This window comes from Legionella sp. W05-934-2 (genome assembly GCF_964199965.1).
In the GTDB taxonomy this organism is placed as follows: domain Bacteria; phylum Pseudomonadota; class Gammaproteobacteria; order Legionellales; family Legionellaceae; genus JAFIFT01.
Genome location: NZ_CAXMZT010000004.1, coordinates 305321 through 320618, shown reverse-complemented (window position 1 = coordinate 320618; position 15298 = coordinate 305321). Strand labels below are relative to the sequence as shown.

The window sequence follows — 15298 nt, the reverse complement described above, 5'->3', positions numbered from 1 at the left end:
TAGCCCCAACCCTCTCCCGCGAGCAAGATTTTACCCCTGGTTAAAATTCTAGCGCGGGCGAGGGGGTTCTCTTTGGTTTTGCCAATTTTTTCTTATTGAACAAAAATATATCAGGATCACTCAGAGCGTCGCGCCTAGGGGTTATTCCTATTACAAACTGAGTGATCAGAAATTATGCCAGCTAATTTATCAACACAGTCATCCGATAAAGAGTTCGATGCAAAATCGACAACTTTTACTGTTTCAGGGAAAGCGCATGCAATTTTGTCTAGTTCTTTTTCACTAAAATTTTTCAATTTATTATGAGTGAAATTAACGTCTACTACCGAGCTTGGAATATGACTAAGTAGATGACATAAATCATGGACTGGCACTAAACCCAATTGGTTAAAACTCAGATCCAAGGTATGGAAATTTGCAGGCGTCTTTTGCAGACTCTCAAATACCTTTGCATGAAACGCTGGAGGGCATTCGCCAAGTCGATTGCCACTGATATCGAGTCTGGCTAATGACGAGTCGGAAAGGGAGGCCAATTTTTCTAGGAATAGGTCTTGTTGGGCAGTGCTTTCTAATCTAATCCAACATAGCTCATAGGTTCCCAGGGGGCTGGTGTATGTGGTATCGAACTGCTTGTATTTAGCATCCATAATTTATCATTCCTCAGTGTTTATGTTAAAAATTCATTTCGGTTGCGGGCTATTGCCGAGATTACCCTCAGTCGGATTAACGACACTATCTTCTAATTTCAATATATTGCCAATTTCGACAATGGTGGGCTTTGGAAGCATATAAGTCATCGTTGGCACACGCCAGTCAGGATCAAGGTTTGAAAAGATACATAATGAAGGTTGAAGCGTCGAAATTGATTTTAATACCTTGCACTGATCCGACTGTTTACAGCAGCTAATAATATTGGAAGGATACGCCACAATTGGTCTATCCGGATAGAGGCGCTTAATATCATTAAATAATTCGTCATTTCCCCAATCTTGTCGCAAAACTTGCGCTTTTAATATGATGGATCTGACTTGCTCGACACTATAAACTCTAAAAAATTGCCTAAAATATGGAACACTACTTACCAGTGTACCTTTTCGAAGATTGGCATTCATAGTCGAATCTTGTAATTCATTAAAAATAAACTCAAGGAAACCATCATCCGGATCTTCTAAGAATTTTTTTGCATCCGTTTCCGTTGTCTTTTCAAAAAAGGATTTAAGCTTTGCCCAGGTATCGATTACCTGTCGACTATTGTCGACAATAATCACTTTGGGATTCACTTTGTGGGTTGAGGCCAATCGACAAGCAAAATCAATCGAACGAAACAACGATGTTCCTACCAGCAGAAAATCAGATGTCATTTGAAAACTTTCTAACTCTGTTTCATTCAAGGGCCTGTCATTGCCAATTAAGAACGCGGGGTAATCTTCCAATTCGCTGGGGTCAAGCTCTTTAAATTGAAAGCTAGACTGATTTAGCGTTTGCTTTCGGCTTCTTTCAAGGCTGGAAAATACATCCTCGTTTTTTTCGCTTGTCATTTGACAATCGCCATTATGTATAAATTACAAACATAATAATAGTATAGAATAGAAAATGGCGTTGAATATCGTGAGTACTTATTCCTTTAAACTCATCGATGCATTCTAATAAACATACCCTAATTAATTGAGTTCGTGTTTTTTTTGCTGTGCTTTTTGCTCAAGGAGTTTATCGAAGTGTATTTTAAGCTTTCGATAGGATTGTTCATAAATTTCTGATTGGGTCCGTTGATTTTGGATTATTATTCCCATGGTAGCAAAAGCGCCAAATGGCGGTCCTGATTGGCTTGCGGTTGCCTCAAGTCTTTGATTGTTAATGAAAGTTACACGATCAGTTATATGGCTTTTTCCTAATTCATGATCAACAAATGCTCTTTTAAATAATGTCTTTATCTCGCTATCATAGCTTCCACGCAACACAGTTTGAGTTAGCTCATGCCATTTTAAAACATCGGTTATGCTATCGAGTTGATTGGCTAATTCAGAGGCTTTGTGGGTATTGGACCGCGAGAAAAATTTTGAAAAGAAGGGCTGCTTTTTATCCAGTTGATCTAATTGGACTTGTAATTGATGAATGTTTGCAAATAGACGTGTTTGGTATAGATTGTTACCCTGACGTTGTAATCTGGATGTCTGGCCCATGGTATTACCTCCGACACAAAATCATGATAATTAATTTAATATCATTTAAGTGAAGCAGCATCAATAGTAAATTGAAATAAATTCAGATCCATTCATGCCATTTATACTTCAACGCCAAATCGGTATATTGGATTGGGCTGGGCAATGGTGTTGATCTATTCTTATTCAACGATAAGGACCTATTGGATTTTATTACGATATATATATGAAATTCAGCTATAATGAAGGGGCTAAAGTAGTTCGAATTCCCGTGAGTCATCCAGCACCATTAGCCCAAGATGTTTCAAAAGAAATGAAATAGATTGGTGCGTTATATTCAGCCTGTAATACCTAAAGTTAATGCAGGCATTGTTGAGAGCGATTTTAGTCAAATAATCCATCTTTCGGATGGTGGGCCATGAATAAATGCTGTTGAAGATATCGCATATCGCCTTGACTCCACCGAGGTGCTGAGACAATTTATTTTGGTGGTCTGTTAACCAATTCAGAATTTGTCTGGTCTTTTTGCGCAGAGTCTTTGCTAGAAAACAGGGATTGACCCGAATTGGTTAGTTGATGAGTTTGCTTTGCATCCGATTCCACATTTCCCATCTTTTTGACGCGCCGGAGTTGCTCAAGTGATTCATTTTTATCAATAAAATTAACCGCAGTTTTCTTATAAACAACCAGCATATAGCCATATTCCATATGTGAATCATTTTGCCCATCAACGCCATGATACTCCTTTGTATCAATGACTCTAAATCCATAGTCTGGTGATGATTGAGTTAATTCATGACAGGCATCCTTTAGGTTAGCTTTAGCTGAAAGATAATTTTTACGTTGCGCCTCATCATCAAAAAACATTTTATTGCCACTCAAGACCATTAAATCGGGGCTTTTTGTTAAGAGTGTTTCTAAATATTGCTTTTGTGATTGCTTGTCTATGGGCACACCACCACAGGTATGGGTACCATCACAACAGCAGAGCGAGTTTTTAGACAAAATCAAATCAAATGATGTTCTATTTTTTAAATCTTCCGCTAGTTTTTTGCTATCCACCTTAGAATATTCTCGCCTAGGCTCATTTTTATTTTGAGGTAGATGTGCACCAAACAGCGGGTCATCCCATTTAGGTTTGTCTGAAGTCATATAGTTGAAATCGATATAGTCAGAGCCCACTATTTCGATAGGTCGACTAATCTTTCTCTCAATGGCAATGGCAAGCGAATCGGTCGGCTGTCTTGGGCCAACCATCACATCGGTGGTGTCTGAGAGGCACAAAATCTTAGAGGAATGTAGCTCGTTGTCAATGATATCATTAATCTGCCCAACATAACCGGGCTTTTGGGCATATTGATAATGCAGTAGTTGGAACGCATCGTGAGCGGATATGGTTGCGGGCATAAATGCTATAAACTAAATCTATATGATTTAAAATATAGCACATAAATAATTTCAGGGATCGTACGCGGTACCCAGAGGTGCCTGTCTGTTCCACCAATTGTTGAATAAAACAGTCTGCCAACCTATGAAGGGTCGACAACAGTCTCTATCCTTCTAGGTTAAGTCTTGGCCTGACAATTGGGCTAAACCCGGCGCAATATATCCATCACAGGGATTATTTTGATGATAGGTATTTATGACAAACGGAATTTCATCAGCCCCTGCTTGAAATATCTCAACTTGGTAATCGTAACCTGCGGCTTTAACAAGATTTTAACAGAGACCAAGCTGTTCGGATGCTAATTGTTTATGGACTTCAGACGAAATGATTAGGATATTAGGCATGAGACAATGTATCTTTATTATTTTTAAAGCGAATTAGATAATCCACTGCATTAATTGCTTCTTGGACTCGTTCACCGTTTTCGACTCGTTCTTGTAAAACTTCCATACTCGGGGCGGTAATAATTCCATTACCCAAGAGCAGACCGTCTAATGTGAATTTGATAAAGCACGCTTTCACATGTTCCCAAATAAACTCATAATGGTCGGTTTTCCCTTTCAGTAACAAGCTCAGAGGTAAGTAAGCATCAAAAGGATTCGTGCGATGATAATGGGTAATAACGGTTGGGATTTCATAAGTGCCAGCTTCAACTGTTTCAACTTGATAATGATATGGATACTGTTTTAACTTACTTAAACAAGTCTCCAGCTGTTTTTCAGCTAAATCGTTATAATAATTGGACCAGACAATTAATAGGTTTGATTGTGTCATGACTTACTACTAAATGATAAGTAGTTGTGCATTATACCTGGCGAGGTAATTAATTTCTAGATAAAACCTATTTTTTCATTAATGCTGGCAGCCCTATGATGGCCTCGTATCCCGATTAGTAGGGATTATTTTCATCCTGAAATTGTTGGAATCGGTTATAAGGTCTATTTATGATGATTTCATCATCGTATGGATAGTTTGGGTAGTTATTGAATCGATATTTATGTTGATAGATCTTTCTTGGATTGATATAAATGTTTCCTCGAAAGCGAGTCCCAATATTATCCAACCGTTGACCATTGTTATAGATGCGTAAATCATTTCGATAGATGCGACGACTACCACTGTAAAACTTTCGATGAGAGCCTCTAAATTGCCGGTAATTTTGGTGACTATAATGCACAAGCTTATGCCTATCATCAAGCTTGGCTGCTGTATTGGCCGTAGCTGTTTGTAGCAAGCTTTGGAGGGGATGAAACGCATGATTTGATTGCTTAGCGTTAGTCAATAGACTAAAACAACCCATCATGATAACAATAGATAACTTGAGCAACATAACGCGTCACTTTTTTTAAGGCCCTACTTAATATATAGTCAATTGGTCATAAAAAGACCAGTTTTGTTGAAAATAAAGGGACAATCCGTCAGATAACACGCTGGTTTGACATCGCTCTCTGATTACTTCGGATGAGACAATAATCTCATTCAAGCACAACGTCATTCGTATCAAAAGCAATAGTAGGATCGATTGACTCACCAGCAATTGTCCTGGTTTCACTTGCCCACTCACCTAAATCAATCAATTTACAACGTTGCGAGCAAAAAGGTCTGGCAACATTATTTGGGTTCCAAGTATCTTGTTGACCACATGTCGGACATGTAACAGTGCTTAGTTTTTGCATAACTTGATTCGGTTAATTGAAGTAGAGGATTGTATTATACCTCAAACAAAGCATTGATTTCAGCAAGCTTATTCCGCAATCATCAAAGCGAAAAGAGGTGGGCGAAATTAATGGACCACTTTCTAAAGAAATTTAGGCATAAGATCTCGTTTTTCTTTGTTAACTATTCAAATTCCCATGTTGTTTGTTTAGGGAAAAATATGCATACTGGGTTCCTGGTCGCTTGGATTATTTAAAGTTGAGCGCTGTCAGAATGACGAAAAAAGAACTATGGATGTTCAAACTTTTTGATATAACCTTTTTATTGGGTTATTTGTTCCGGCTGTTGGTATTTGGTTGGGGTATGTATATTCTGGGCATACCAGAATACATACTTAGAAGTACCTATTATCTGTTAGGAACTTATATTCTTGTAAAAAATATGTCTAAAAAGAGTTATTGGCAAATTTATACTCTGCAATTTTTTTATCTATTAACTTCTTTTTTCTCAGTGGATGCTGGAGATATTAGTGCTTATACGTTTGCAAATTTATGGCAAAATCCCCCAAGCTATATCGGTGTTTTGTGGGCATGCTTTGCTGGTATAACCTTAGCGTTATTAATCATATTCTTTGTTTTGAATGTAAAGATTAAGCGGTCTGATGGGGAGGTTCATGTAAATTGGTTTTTTAAAGTATTAATGGGGTGTCTGTCTTTACCTTCATTATCCCTTGTCGCCTTTATCATGTTAGCTAAGTTTTTTAACTTATAAGAAGTAAAATTTACTAACTTTCACTCGTAGAGCGGGTATACGCTCATCTTGAAAGTCAAAATAGATCAAAAAAGTTCCAGCTTTATGCTTTCTCAAGTTCAGTATTAAGAAATTTCAATGCAAATCTCATCCCGGTGAAACAAATATCTACAAAAATTGCCCTACAGCTTTAGGCCCATAGATTAAACTATATCAAGCTGTGGCTTGGGAGCGAAGGGCTTGAATTGGTTTATTTAAATTTTCATTAGATTCGCGATCGCCCATACGCAGCGCAATGTTCGATGAAAGATAATATTGTACAATAAATGAATTAACAAAAGTCGAGATGTTTCCCTCAAACGTTAAAAACCTTGTTAATCGTGACATTGAATGCTTGGGCCCTAATTTGCCTTTTTGTATTAATATACTATACGCCAATATCTTGATATCCCCCTATCAGTGTTGTAATTTTTTAAGTAACCATGCATTGACGAGGGTTAATACCGAGTCAATGGAGTACATCTAGACATCAGTGTGCGGGTTCAGTTTCAGACAACACTGACAATATTGTAAATAAGTGGTAAAATATTATCATGAAAGACTAAAATAAATACATCCGATGTATTCTATTCTACAACATGAATGAGAGGATACTATAATGACCCAATCTAAAAAAGATGAACTAAGACGAATTCAGGAAGAAGCAGCCCGAAAGACAATGACTGCAAACCAGGAAATGAGTAAAAATTTAACTACCTTTATACTTCCCAATCCAAAGCTTGCAAACGATGAGGGTGAAGATAAAGATGCAAAACTGATGAAAGCGATTGAGGATTATAATCGTTTAGTGCTCGATGCCTATCGAAAGGAATTTGAAAAGGAACCTTTGAAAGACAAAAATGGTCATGATGTATTAGAATTTGGCAGTCATGAAGAAGCGATCGCCTTTTTTAAGAAATTGGCTGCTAAAAAGATCCCATTTATGGTCATTGAAGTCGATGCCAATGGCAATCCAAATGGACGCTACGCCTTGTCTTATGGCGATGGTGAGTTGCTTGAGGGAAAAGTGAATCCTGATCAACTTAACAATATTCGCCAAGATTTCATTAATAATTTAAAAGGCCTTAAGAAAGAACCCGAGAACACAGATAAGAGTGACTTTAAAAATAGATTCACTGAGTTAAAAGAAAGGAAATCTCCAAACCCAGAGAAGTCTCCAGCCTCTTCAACCGATCCATCGATAACACCCAATCCAATTGATGTGAGTATACCCAAGGCAAGACCTAAACAATAGTTAAGGAATCAGCGCTATTCCACCAGCATGGTATAAGGCGCCTAGCAAGGTCAAACCCTGAAAAATAGGCTCTGAGGGATATACAGTTTTTTTAAAACATAGACTTATCCCCAAGCGCTGAGGTAGTTTTACTCATATGCACTACCAACGGATGCTTCAGCATATCCATGATAAACTGCTCACATTGCTGCAACTGATCTAAACGGATGTATTAATCAGCCCGATGCGCTTGTTCGATCTGTTATTCCGCACTAGAAACCAGGATTTATTTCTGACATCATTTTGGTTATGAAACCATAGCAATAACCCATGAACGTCGCCCTCCGCTTTATGCGGAATATATTACTGTTACAGCAGTAATATTGATAAAGATGCAGTCTTTATTTGTTCTTTTTCGTATGAATATATCAATAAGTACTGCTATAACGGTAAAAAAACTCTCATTTCTTTCAGCCATAGTATCTAAATTGATTTAAATTCTAAAATTTACTGGTATTGCAGTAATTTATGGATGTCTATAGGATAGATAAAGCGACGTCTTCACTCATATCGCGGCAATGTAATCGCATTTGAAACGGATTTGATCATGGATAGGATTCTGTTTGAACGTTCTTCAGCAATTTCTTTGGAAACTTCATCTTCCACCAGGAATGATTCGCTCACCCAAACGCCAAATTTTTGATTGGATTCAACAAAGGGATGGAGGCGTTCATTATAGCGAGTAAACGCCTGAATATAATTGCCATTAGCCGCTTTTAATTCGCCTGCCAAAATGTAGGCGCCAACGAATGCCAGATTATTACCTTGACCAGATAGTGGGGAAGCGCAATACCCTGCATCGCCAACAAGGGCTATTCGGCCTTTGGTCCAGCTGGGCATTTTTACTTGGGTAATGGCGTCAAAATAAAAATCGTCGCTATCTGGCATGCGCTGTAAAATATTTTGTACTTCCCAGCCAAAATCCCGAAACGTATCACACAGAAATTGTTTTTGTTCATTTTCATCACGTATATCTTTCAATACATGTTGAGAGCGGAACATAAATCCAGCACGCGCTATTTCAGGATTGTTATCGCTATTGATTGACACCAGTTTATGGTTTGCTTCACATTCCAAGTCCATATGACTCAAACCAAGGTAATTGGGGATGGTGAATGTGCACAGATAGGAACCAAGATTAATTAACTGATATTCATGTTTATCAAAGGCCATGCGCCTGGTAGTCGAGTGGATGCCATCGGCTGCAATCACGATATCAAACTGCTCAACTTTCCCATCTTTAAAATTGACAATGACTTTATCATCATTCTGTTGCAGGCTAACAATCGATTGATTGAAATAACAGGGCACTCCAGGAATTGATTTCATCAGGATTTCAACCAAATCACCGCGGAGAATTTCAACTTCATCGTCTTGTCTGAATCCGAATTTCTCACCCTGTTCTTCATGGAGGACTTTGCCTGACGCATCCACAAATCGACCGCATTCTATTCGCGTACGCCTATCACCTATTTGGTCATAGATACCCATTTCTCGAGCGATATGTGTTGCTATACCGCGGACATCCAGTGCTTGCCCGCCTTTTCGAATCCCAGCAGATTTTTCAATCAAGATAGGCGAAAAACCAAATCTTGTTAACCAATAACAAACGGCAGGCCCTGCAATGCCAGCGCCAATGACAAGGATTTTGATTTTTTGAGACATTTACAATTACCCGTATAATATTTTCAGTAGCCTAAATAATGTTAGAATTATTATAACAAAAAGATAACTTATAGACACCGAGGGATTTCTTAACGCAAGCCTTTCCGAGGCCGGTTTTAATTTCTATGATTGTGGAAAAACCTTGCAAATGAATCATACTAATACATATAAATCATAAAATGGTGTTGTGTGGTGTTTGAACGTTTTAAGAAAAAGTTACAAATGTTTAAAATCAGCGGATCACACAGCAGATCCAATGCTTCGAACAATGTGAAGTTGGCTGAAGAGTTTAACGAGGATCCTTTCAAATTTATCCAATCACATCGTGTTGAATTTGACTTAGAAGACACATTTTTTACAAGAATTGGGTTTACAGATAAAGGGACAAATCCCCCTGTGCATTGGTTTAAAATAAAGGGAATTGAACCCTATCGAGATAAACATTCGCCTGAAGCCACCAAAATTATTTTGCAAAGAGGTGCAAAAGGGGAGCTTGGTGCATTTCAAGCTTACTGGCTACCTATGACAGGTCGCGAAGTTACTAAAAGTTACACCCTACCCAAAGATCCTGACAGTCCCCATCTATTATTAACCCCAATGCTCACTGGTTGTAATGTTGTCTTTGCACAAAACAAATTAGGGCAAACCAAGGCGGTTCATCAGCTGTATGAGGATGATGAGACTTATCAATTATATAATGACAGTAACCCTCAAATATCGCATATGGAAGTTCTTAACCAGGCGTTGACGGACAAAGGAGCAAACCAACTTGTAAGCGCTAAAGGCCTTATTTCAGAAGACTATGGTGCCGAAAAGACCTTTCAAAAGACATTTTTAGTGGGTAAATATGAAAACGATCAATGGGAGTTTCAGCATCAAGAATTACATGTTGAAACAAAGTTTGCTGAGAATTCCTCTAAACTTTCATTCGTTTACTCAGTGAAAGTTGAACCTGTTAACATGCTAGCCGTCACGTCGGAAGGTAGATTAGAGGCGAATAAGGACGTCGAAGATTATCAAAGCGATACAAGTAGTTCTATTCGCCTTAGATAGTAGCCGCTGTTTCTTAAGCAATCAATCAAGAAAACTAAGAAAAGCGAAGTAACCGTTCCAAATTGAACAGGACTTCCGAAATACTCCCAATCTCTTCGTTATAAACATTTTTGCAATTCGGTCATTTAGTTAGTCTAAACTCCCTCATTGAAAAATATTTATGCCTCGACCTTGGGGTTTTTCATAAGTCCTGTTGAAATGATTTTCTACGGTTTAAGCAAAAGACGTTTCATTGTCATATTCAATAATAGCCAGTCTGAACGGAATAGCCACTTAGACATATGAAATATGGTAAATGTCATAAACGGGGCGGAAAACACATCGATACTATAGTGGATATGGCCCAATACAACCGATAAACCAAATAGAACTGAGACAGACAGGAATACTCGCCGACATCGTTTCATCGGGTAGAAGATTAAATATAATAAAAATAGCCACCCTACATGCCCTGAAAAAAACATATCACCTGAAAAATGCAATAATGAGCTAAATGTTCCTGGTATCGACAAATGGTTTGGCGGAATGCCCAAATGGGTCAGACAAATAATGAGGTGGTTTAATAGATGCATAGCCAAGATCCTGCCTCGCTATGCTCTTGCTATTTTGCTATCGACGTGAGATAGGATTGCTTTCGAAATCAATATCCATTGTATCATCGACCCAATCCGACAGATTTTTTGCCTGCTTTTTACCTGCGCTCAGTGCAGCCATGTATGCAGGATGAACATAATTAAAAAGTAAGGGCGAATAACAGGTCCGGCTTGTTTCTTTAGCACCATATTCTTTTAAAACATGGTAGACTTCCTCATCCTTAAATGGGTATAAAAATTCTAAGGGAGTCAGATTCTCAGGTGTCATGTTCATATTAATATACTTGCTAAGCATGGATTTATATCTTATTTCCCCGTAGCATACTTTCAACATCTGCTCTAGCTCAGTCATCATTGTTCGAAGATCTGATACAGAAAAAGTTTCATTTCGAATCAAGTCGTGGATACATTCTAATTGTCTATCAATGCCAGGTTTAGTATATATCAGCAACGCTTGTTGCCTATCTTGCCATTTTTTGATGGAATTATTGAAAAAGCTGTCGTCCTCTTTTTCTTTACAACGATCGAATAAGTTAGTTGAGTTAAAACCTTTGGTCAGGAACTTTGCCATATATAGTTCAGCAGTTTTGTCATTTAAGAAGCTATGTAGATTCCGATCTAAAGTTTCTAACAAGAGATTGACAGGACCATACCAATCCATATCCCTAAACTGAGTAGCTTTAAATTGCTCGCTGTTTTCAAAAACAAAGCTAACTATCGCCTTAAGCGCTTGTTTATCAAAATTTGGTTGAGGAATTTTATCTGAAAGATAAGCATTTAGTAATTTACAGCTGATTGACATATTTCTCCAATCTTCATATTTTAACTGGGAATCTTTATAATGCAAATCAAATAAGGTAGTGACAATGTCATAAATTGTTATCATTGGAATGATGGCCTTGTAGAAAACTGGAAGTTTGTAATTATAACAATTTATTTGTTAAATGTAAATCAATGTGTATTATATAAGAACATAATTTGTGTTGAGTAGAAGAATCTCCCAAGATGCAACAAATAGGATTTGGGGCTATCGTTTTATCCAATGGCTCAAACTCAACATGGATCGTTAATTTTCTAGTTTGAATTTAAATGGAAAAAGCATTTCCACCCGGCATCAAGCTAAAGCTCGATCTGTGATGGTTTGGCATCGTATAATCAGATCAGTTAATTCATAATGAAAAAATGACTGATTCAAAACGATATTTATTCCTTTGTATTCTTTTAACATCCGCTATTGGACGGGTGATGGCACATCTTTACTTACCATCTTTACCAGCAATCGGTCATGACTGAGACGTTGGAAGGAATTTGATTCAGCTTAGTGTTGGGATATTTTTGATTGGATTTAGGGACGTTACCTAGTGTCTTGCAACTAATATATGGTCCTATATCAGTGGTATTTAATATCAATGGGATATAAGGTTTTTATTATGGTGCGACCCCTATATGCCCCTATATGCAAGAATTTACAGAAGAGGGTGGGGCGGCTTTCGGTAGTCCTTTATATTATGTGAGCGCTCAGGTGTCATCTACTTTAATTTATAATATATAAAAAAACTCCAGGGACGTTACCTAACCACATCTTTTAAAATATCCTGGTTTATGCTTTAATTTAATTAAATGGGTTAAGGGATTTTTAGTTTAACTTTCAGTGATATAATGATAGTTAACATACTGTAATAACAAATAGCTATTGAAGGAAATTTGTTTTCTTAAATTATGCAAAACCCATAAGTTATAGCTGGGCTTCAAAAGTGATATATTGGGCTAAATTTTGCTCGATCTCGTTAAACAGGGCTGGCTATTCCCCTCGATCGATCTCAAAGTTTGCTGCAATTTCTAACTTTTTCGCTGCTGGCTATACAATAGAGACGTTTCCTAATTTATTTGCTAATGAATCAAACTTGATTCTATAAGTGTAAAAAAGATGCTTGGATTACCTTTAAATTTAAGGGAGCTAGATGAATAGTTTAATTGAAAAATATAAAGAAAATCGTATTGACCGTATTAAAAAACTTTATACTAAAAAGAAGTTGCAGCCTCATATAGTTATCGATTCTTTCAAAGGTAATAAGTTGGACTCCAATTGCATTAAAATCGCTAATCATTTGGCTAATAAGCATCAGGTAATTTTTGCTACTAATCAACATGAGCATTGCTGGTGCATTGACCCTCGAATCAAGATCGTTGAGTTTGGCTCAGTTCGTCATGTTAAATATCTCCACAGTGCGAAAGTAATTATTAATAATGTCCGATATAATAAGTTACTAAATAAGCACCCGCATCAAACGTATATTCAAATATGGCACGGAATTCCATATAAGAAGCTGGCTTTTGATCAAACCGATATTTCTTCAGCATGGATTAAAACGAACAAATATCTATACTTAGCGGGTTTTCTTAATGAAATTAATAAGTGGGATTACTTGTTTGCTCAAAATCAGTATACCGCAGATAGGTTTCGCTCTTGTTTTTTGTATGATAAAAAGCTAATTCAAGCGAATTACCCTTGTGATTTACCTTCAACTCAGACTAGTCAAGATAAGATTTTGCAGCTCAAAAAGAATCTCAATATTCCCTTAGATAAAAAAATTATTTTATATACACCCACCTTTAGAGAGTATGCTTGGGATAATGATAAAGGGTTTCTACTTTCCGGCCTATTACCTGAAGCGTTTTTTCAGAAGCATCCTGATTATGTTTTTCTTGTTCGTGCCCATTATATGATTAATGAAAAATTTAACTTTGGTTCATTAAGTAATATGATTGATATGACCAATTATCCTTTTATCGAAGATCTGTATCAGGTTTCAGACCTACTAATTACTGATTATAGTTCGATACTTTTTGAATTTGCCCGCTTTCAGAAACCGATTATCAGTTATCAGAGCGACTATGAAGAATATGCGCAAAAAAGGGGCTTATATGATGTCTCACTGACGGATATGGGAATTACAGTTTACACTGATTGGAATGAAATACGACTTGATTTTACAAGAAATTCTTTTTTAAATGATAGATTTGGTTTGGTTCGTGAAAATTTAATTGATGAAATTGATAAAATTATTGCTGAAAAAATGGATTTGGAGGGAAACAGGTCATGAAAACCATAATTACCTATGGTACTTTTGATTTGACTCATGCGGGGCATATCTCAATGCTTGCACGCGCCAAAAGTTATGGCGATCGGCTCATAGTAGGGCTATCTACGGACGAATTTAATTTGGTAAAAAATAAACATTCTGTATTTTCCTATCAACATCGAAGGATAATTTTGGAAGCGATTCGCTATGTTGATATGGTCATACCTGAACACAGCTGGTCTCAGAAGGAGAAGGATATTCAGGATTACAATGTTGATATTTTTATAATGGGAAATGACTGGGAAGGCCAATTTGATAATCTTAAAAAATTATGCCAGGTTATATATTTAGAAAGGACTGAGGGAATTTCTACAACGTTTCTCAAAAACATGTTTAAGTCAATGCATCATGGTGATTAACAATTCAAATTTTTTAAATTTTAGTAATTTGAAAAAAAAATGTTACATAAGCATTGAGTATGGCGTGGTTTCATCGGTTAGTTTTTGGACAGGCCATGAAATTCTTGCTTATTTTAGCCCAAACTATTCTTCTATCGGTGGGTTTTGGTGCATGGTTTGTGCTATTTGTATTCTGTATCCTTTTATCGATTCCTCTATTGCCTCTGCTAAGCTACGTTTTAACGCGTCTCTTATAGGATTCTTATTTTCAGGGCTTTGCTGCTATTGGTTTGGCTATGGCTATTTACAAATGTTTGTTGCAATTGCTTTGAGTGTTTTAGCAACGCGGCTTATTAAATTTTATGCAGGCACTCGAATGGCGGCTACGCAAGCGGCTATCGTGGCAATCATTGGGATAGTTTTTCCTAATTTTACCCTGTTTCTTAATTTGACAACCCGTTTCTTAGAAACAATTGCGGGACTTATGATTGGGTTGGTAGCGCTTGGATTGAGCTATCAGATGGGAATTAGAAAGTACCAAACTATGGAACAAGATGAACAGCAGCCATTTTCAAATGAAGCATATAATTAAGAAGTATAAAAAACCAGTTTATATGAGCATTGAATCAGCACTTGTTGGCATACTTGCCTTTGTGATTGGTTATAACACGGCAGTTTATGCTCATCAAGCTTTGCCATTTTGGGGAGGCATCTGGTGCATGACTAATGCGATGGCGATATTATTTGCTTTTATGGATACTACGCTTTCTACGGCAAAATTTAGGATGATATGTACCACTATTGGCTGTTTCATAGGTTTATTGATCGCCGTAACTTTTGGAACTAATTATTTTGCAATATTTTTGGCAGTAACCCTGACGGTTTTTCTCACGCTTGTTCTAGAGTTTGAAAAAGGGTCGCGAGTATCCAGCTGCGTTGTAGTGGTTATTATTGGCATAAATATTCTAGCACCTCATTCCAGCGTGGTGAAGAATACACTCTTACGTTTCACAGAATCTGCCTTTGGAGTTTTTCTAGCTTTGTGTATAACTTTTGCTGGCTATCTTTTTAGAATTCGTGAATACACGAAACCAATAAAAAATTAAATGACCAAAAGAATCACATTCCCTTGACGAGCCTGTTCTAAACAATTCGCCTGTG

The 15298-nt window shown here is 37.2% G+C and carries 17 protein-coding genes; 7 read left to right on the top strand and 10 right to left on the bottom strand.

Annotated features, from left to right (window positions below; genetic code table 11):
• Positions 1-134: 134 nt before the first annotated feature.
• From AB3348_RS06870 to AB3348_RS06840, 7 genes are all read right to left on the bottom strand, one after another.
• Positions 135-647, bottom strand: a complete 513-nt coding sequence (locus AB3348_RS06870; RefSeq protein ID WP_367606825.1) for a hypothetical protein — start codon at positions 645-647, stop codon at positions 135-137.
• Between the two features lie 33 nt (positions 648-680).
• Positions 681-1538: a hypothetical protein gene (locus tag AB3348_RS06865; protein ID WP_367606824.1), complete on the bottom strand. Its 858-nt coding sequence runs from the start codon at positions 1536-1538 to the stop codon at positions 681-683.
• Between the two features lie 123 nt (positions 1539-1661).
• Positions 1662-2180, bottom strand: coding sequence for a hypothetical protein (locus AB3348_RS06860; protein ID WP_367606823.1), 519 nt, complete (start codon positions 2178-2180; stop codon positions 1662-1664).
• Positions 2181-2639: 459 nt separating this feature from the next.
• Positions 2640-3566, bottom strand: a complete 927-nt coding sequence (locus tag AB3348_RS06855; RefSeq protein ID WP_367606822.1) for a hypothetical protein — start codon at positions 3564-3566, stop codon at positions 2640-2642.
• 376 nt (positions 3567-3942) lie between these two features.
• A complete protein-coding gene (locus AB3348_RS06850; RefSeq protein ID WP_367606821.1) occupies positions 3943-4380 on the bottom strand; it encodes a 6,7-dimethyl-8-ribityllumazine synthase in 438 nt (145 codons plus the stop codon).
• A 115-nt stretch (positions 4381-4495) separates the two neighbouring features.
• Positions 4496-4936 (bottom strand): hypothetical protein, encoded by a 441-nt coding sequence (locus AB3348_RS06845; protein ID WP_367606820.1) that lies wholly within the window; start codon positions 4934-4936, stop codon positions 4496-4498.
• Between the two features lie 145 nt (positions 4937-5081).
• A complete protein-coding gene (locus AB3348_RS06840) occupies positions 5082-5282 on the bottom strand; it encodes a DNA gyrase inhibitor YacG (protein WP_367606819.1) in 201 nt (66 codons plus the stop codon).
• A gap of 253 nt (positions 5283-5535) precedes the next feature.
• Here AB3348_RS06840 and AB3348_RS06835 point away from each other — a divergent pair, with 253 nt between their 5' ends.
• Positions 5536-6033, top strand: a complete 498-nt coding sequence (locus AB3348_RS06835) for a hypothetical protein (protein WP_367606818.1) — start codon at positions 5536-5538, stop codon at positions 6031-6033.
• A gap of 637 nt (positions 6034-6670) precedes the next feature.
• Positions 6671-7306, top strand: a complete 636-nt coding sequence (locus AB3348_RS06830; protein ID WP_367606817.1) for a hypothetical protein — start codon at positions 6671-6673, stop codon at positions 7304-7306.
• A 540-nt stretch (positions 7307-7846) separates the two neighbouring features.
• Here the strand turns inward: AB3348_RS06830 and AB3348_RS06825 are convergent.
• Positions 7847-9010, bottom strand: a complete 1164-nt coding sequence (locus AB3348_RS06825) for a tetracycline destructase (protein WP_367606816.1) — start codon at positions 9008-9010, stop codon at positions 7847-7849.
• Between the two features lie 222 nt (positions 9011-9232).
• On the opposite strand from AB3348_RS06825, the gene AB3348_RS06820 reads away from it, so the two are divergent.
• The gene (locus AB3348_RS06820) at positions 9233-10063 is read left to right on the top strand and encodes a hypothetical protein (RefSeq protein WP_367606815.1); all 831 of its coding nucleotides are present in this window, start codon (positions 9233-9235) and stop codon (positions 10061-10063) included.
• A 206-nt stretch (positions 10064-10269) separates the two neighbouring features.
• Here the strand turns inward: AB3348_RS06820 and AB3348_RS06815 are convergent, their stop codons facing one another.
• Together AB3348_RS06815 and AB3348_RS06810 are read right to left on the bottom strand one after the other, a co-directional pair.
• The gene (locus AB3348_RS06815; protein ID WP_367606814.1) at positions 10270-10635 is read right to left on the bottom strand and encodes a phosphatase PAP2-related protein; all 366 of its coding nucleotides are present in this window, start codon (positions 10633-10635) and stop codon (positions 10270-10272) included.
• 37 nt (positions 10636-10672) lie between these two features.
• Positions 10673-11542, bottom strand: a complete 870-nt coding sequence (locus AB3348_RS06810; RefSeq protein WP_367606813.1) for a hypothetical protein — start codon at positions 11540-11542, stop codon at positions 10673-10675.
• A gap of 1075 nt (positions 11543-12617) precedes the next feature.
• Here AB3348_RS06810 and AB3348_RS06805 point away from each other — a divergent pair.
• The 4 genes from AB3348_RS06805 to AB3348_RS06790 are packed head-to-tail and all read left to right on the top strand — an operon-like array spanning position 12618 to position 15243.
• On the top strand, positions 12618-13760 hold the full coding sequence (locus AB3348_RS06805; protein ID WP_367606812.1) for a CDP-glycerol glycerophosphotransferase family protein: 1143 nt from the start codon (positions 12618-12620) through the stop codon (positions 13758-13760).
• On the top strand, positions 13757-14158 hold the full coding sequence (tagD, locus tag AB3348_RS06800) for a glycerol-3-phosphate cytidylyltransferase (RefSeq protein WP_367606811.1): 402 nt from the start codon (positions 13757-13759) through the stop codon (positions 14156-14158). Before AB3348_RS06805 ends, tagD begins: the two co-directional genes overlap by 4 nt.
• Positions 14148-14729 carry an FUSC family protein gene (locus AB3348_RS06795; RefSeq protein ID WP_367606810.1) on the top strand — a complete coding sequence of 194 codons (582 nt, stop codon included), beginning with the start codon at positions 14148-14150 and terminating at the stop codon, positions 14727-14729. The genes tagD and AB3348_RS06795 overlap by 11 nt, the downstream gene beginning before the upstream one ends.
• Positions 14713-15243 (top strand): FUSC family protein, encoded by a 531-nt coding sequence (locus AB3348_RS06790; protein ID WP_367606809.1) that lies wholly within the window; start codon positions 14713-14715, stop codon positions 15241-15243. The genes AB3348_RS06795 and AB3348_RS06790 overlap by 17 nt, the downstream gene beginning before the upstream one ends.
• Positions 15244-15298 lie beyond the last annotated feature (55 nt).

Excerpts from the sequence above, each read along its gene's own strand:
- AB3348_RS06870 (WP_367606825.1), bottom strand. The coding sequence starts at position 647 with ATGGATGCTAAATACAAGCAGTTCGATACCACATACACCAGCCCCCTG.
- AB3348_RS06865 (WP_367606824.1), bottom strand. The coding sequence starts at position 1,538 with ATGACAAGCGAAAAAAACGAGGATGTATTTTCCAGCCTTGAAAGAAGC.
- AB3348_RS06860 (WP_367606823.1), bottom strand. The coding sequence starts at position 2,180 with ATGGGCCAGACATCCAGATTACAACGTCAGGGTAACAATCTATACCAA.
- AB3348_RS06855 (WP_367606822.1), bottom strand. The coding sequence starts at position 3,566 with ATGCCCGCAACCATATCCGCTCACGATGCGTTCCAACTACTGCATTAT.
- AB3348_RS06850 (WP_367606821.1), bottom strand. The coding sequence starts at position 4,380 with ATGACACAATCAAACCTATTAATTGTCTGGTCCAATTATTATAACGAT.
- AB3348_RS06845 (WP_367606820.1), bottom strand. The coding sequence starts at position 4,936 with ATGTTGCTCAAGTTATCTATTGTTATCATGATGGGTTGTTTTAGTCTA.
- AB3348_RS06840 (WP_367606819.1), bottom strand. The coding sequence starts at position 5,282 with ATGCAAAAACTAAGCACTGTTACATGTCCGACATGTGGTCAACAAGAT.
- AB3348_RS06835 (WP_367606818.1), top strand. The coding sequence starts at position 5,536 with ATGACGAAAAAAGAACTATGGATGTTCAAACTTTTTGATATAACCTTT.
- AB3348_RS06830 (WP_367606817.1), top strand. The coding sequence starts at position 6,671 with ATGACCCAATCTAAAAAAGATGAACTAAGACGAATTCAGGAAGAAGCA.
- AB3348_RS06825 (WP_367606816.1), bottom strand. The coding sequence starts at position 9,010 with ATGTCTCAAAAAATCAAAATCCTTGTCATTGGCGCTGGCATTGCAGGG.
- AB3348_RS06820 (WP_367606815.1), top strand. The coding sequence starts at position 9,233 with ATGTTTAAAATCAGCGGATCACACAGCAGATCCAATGCTTCGAACAAT.
- AB3348_RS06815 (WP_367606814.1), bottom strand. The coding sequence starts at position 10,635 with ATGCATCTATTAAACCACCTCATTATTTGTCTGACCCATTTGGGCATT.
- AB3348_RS06810 (WP_367606813.1), bottom strand. The coding sequence starts at position 11,542 with ATGATAACAATTTATGACATTGTCACTACCTTATTTGATTTGCATTAT.
- AB3348_RS06805 (WP_367606812.1), top strand. The coding sequence starts at position 12,618 with ATGAATAGTTTAATTGAAAAATATAAAGAAAATCGTATTGACCGTATT.
- tagD (WP_367606811.1), top strand. The coding sequence starts at position 13,757 with ATGAAAACCATAATTACCTATGGTACTTTTGATTTGACTCATGCGGGG.
- AB3348_RS06795 (WP_367606810.1), top strand. The coding sequence starts at position 14,148 with ATGGTGATTAACAATTCAAATTTTTTAAATTTTAGTAATTTGAAAAAA.
- AB3348_RS06790 (WP_367606809.1), top strand. The coding sequence starts at position 14,713 with ATGAAGCATATAATTAAGAAGTATAAAAAACCAGTTTATATGAGCATT.